Here is a 2,569-nt window from a genome sequence, read left to right as displayed (position 1 = left end):
TACTTTTACTAATCCTGGATATTGATATTCTTTATTTTTCTTTTCACCTTGACTCGTTAATTCATATGGTTCATACATATGAAATGCGTAAAGCGTTTTTTTATCCTTTACTGGCTTTAAGTATTTAAAGGCCCATGGAGTAGCATATAAACCTGAATCTAAAATAATCGGTGTTTCTTTGTCCACTTCACGAATGGAGTTAATCACCTTTTCATAAAATCTGTTTAAATCAGCTGTCGTTCCTTTTACTTTTGCATACCATTTCTCGTAATCTTCCGTCCAAAAATCATTATATCTATTATTTTTAGCTGTTTCTGGATGTGGTTCATTTATAATATTATAACCAACCACCGCGGGGTGATCTTTTAGTTCCAGAGCGAGGTCCTTCCAAAATTGACTTGCTTGTTCTTGATACTTCTCTTCTTCCCATATTCTGTCGTCATTCTTATTATTATTAAATTGGCGCCATCGATCACCAGGTAAGGATAACATTGTAAGAACGACTTTCATTCCTTGTGATTGTGCGGCATCTAAATCCGCCTTTAATTTTTCTAGATCTTCCTTTACTAATCCCCGATAGTTATCTGCATTACCTATCAGAAAATCCTTTCCAGAAGTATCTGGTTTATCCTCAAATAGAAAATCTTTATCTTTTGCCCATTTATCAGGTGCTAAACGTACATATTCAATATTAGCTTCTTTTGCACTTTTATAGTTTTCAGGTAATGACGTACTATTCATGAAATTAGTACCCTTTCTTTTCGAATCCCAAAAACTAATTTTTGAATCGCCCTTGTGGTATGTATCAGCTCTTACATTCATTTCCTGTACTCCAAAACTCATCATGCCTAATAACGCAACAATTGGCAAAACTTTTTTCACAACTTTTCCTTCTTTCTCTTTATATTTAACACACATAACATACCTTTGTTTTGTTACAGGAATATGGCAATTTTCCAAAAATACCTTTTAAATTTATACATTGGTAGTTCATTCATAAAAAAAGAAAGAGATAATTAGAACGTTGCTTCATTTTAAAAGAAACAAAAAAGGAATCCTTTACGGATTCCTTTTTGCAATGCACTCTTTTTCAAATGGTACATTTTGCACCTACTTTTAGTATAACTTATAATTCCTATAAAATAAATAAGATTAACTGAAATTTACTTCAAATTGTGATAAAAAACATAATTAAGAAGCGCAGATAACTAAATATCATCCCTTTTATTAAATAAAAAAGATTAAATAATTCCCCCTCCAAACTAGGACCCTTTTACACTTTTTACAAATATCGTTATAATTAGATAAACTAAAGCATTATCCCATTAACAAAGGGACTCCATAATTGGAGTCCTTTTGTTAATTAGCTATTAAAAATGATAGCATGTGATTATTGTATAATTTCTTCCTTTTTTAGATCTGCATATTCTTCTACGAAATCCCATAAACCTTGCTTTTCGAAGTAAGAAATACTTTTTTCACTTCTTCTAAGAGTTTAATTACTTCATCTTCATTAAGAGAACGTAAAATATTGAAATGATATACATACTCTTCATTTCCTAATTCCATACAAACTGCTAATCCTTTTTCAATAAGTTCTTTTACAATAAGTTCTTTTACAATATTTGTTTTTCTTAGCTTATAGTGTTCACGCGCTTGTAAGAACACTGCTTTAAAATGGGCAATATTCTTCTCTGTCACTTCTGATAAATGACGAATTGCTAATTTAGATAAATTTTGAGTTGCATATAATAGTCCTAGATTATGCCTTACTATTAAAATCAATTTTTCTTCATTATGTTTTTGCAAAAGGTCAATGGAACGATTGAAATGTTCTTCCGCTTTTTCAAATTGCTTTAAGAATATACGAGCTGTCCCTAATGCGGTTTCACAAGAAGCAACTTTCACCTCATATCCCATTAGCCCTAAATACAAGGAATATAGATACTTATTTTACTTTCAAAGGCTGAAACCTTGCTGCATAACTACTGAAAATAAAGTGAAAAGACGTTCAAATCCATATGGATAGATCGTCTTTTCACTTTATTTCATACATATACTGATTTTTCACTTATTCATTTTGTATTGTACTTAAAAAACCAATAAATTCATCTTCATTTACAGGTTTACTGTAGTAATAGCCCTGAATTAGATAACATGCATTACGTTGTAACACTGTTAATTGTTCCTTCGTTTCTACCCCTTCTGCTATCACTTTCATGTTTAAAGTATGAGCAAGTGAAATAATGGTTTGTATAATTTCATCTCCATCAGTAGAAGTTCCAATCCTATTAACAAATTCTCTTGGAATTTTCAAAGTATCAATTGGATAAAGAGGCAGATACGCTAATGAAGAATAACCTGTACCAAAATCGTCAATTGATAAATGTACACCATATGATTTTAATGCTTTTAACTTCGATAAGGTTTCCTTTTCATCTACCATTGCTATTCGCTCTGTTAATTCCAAATCAATCGAATTAGCAGGTACTCCTATCTCTTCTATGGTAGATATAATGGTTTGAACAAAATCTTTCTGTTCAAACTCTATAGCTGATAAATTTATCCC

General features: G+C 30.9%; 3 protein-coding genes. All 3 read right to left on the bottom strand.

Annotated elements, in window-relative coordinates; translation table 11 throughout:
- A partial coding sequence (locus ES895_RS29090) for a glycoside hydrolase family 5 protein (protein ID WP_135238880.1) occupies positions 1 to 918 on the bottom strand: 918 nt, incomplete at its 3' end.
- A gap of 513 nt (positions 919 to 1,431) precedes the next feature.
- Entirely contained in the window at positions 1,432 to 1,920 is a 489-nt protein-coding gene (locus ES895_RS29085) for a tetratricopeptide repeat protein (RefSeq protein WP_002197275.1), read from the bottom strand.
- A 151-nt stretch (positions 1,921 to 2,071) separates the two neighbouring features.
- Positions 2,072 to 2,569 (bottom strand): EAL domain-containing protein (locus ES895_RS29080; RefSeq protein ID WP_135238879.1); only part of this gene is annotated, 498 nt, incomplete at its 5' end.

The organism is Bacillus sp. 007/AIA-02/001, assembly GCF_004634455.1.
GTDB lineage: Bacteria > Bacillota > Bacilli > Bacillales > Bacillaceae_G > Bacillus_A > Bacillus_A cereus.
This window is presented reverse-complemented; position numbering and strand designations above follow the sequence as displayed.

Excerpts from the sequence above, each read along its gene's own strand:
- ES895_RS29085 (WP_002197275.1), bottom strand. The coding sequence starts at position 1,920 with ATGGGATATGAGGTGAAAGTTGCTTCTTGTGAAACCGCATTAGGGACA.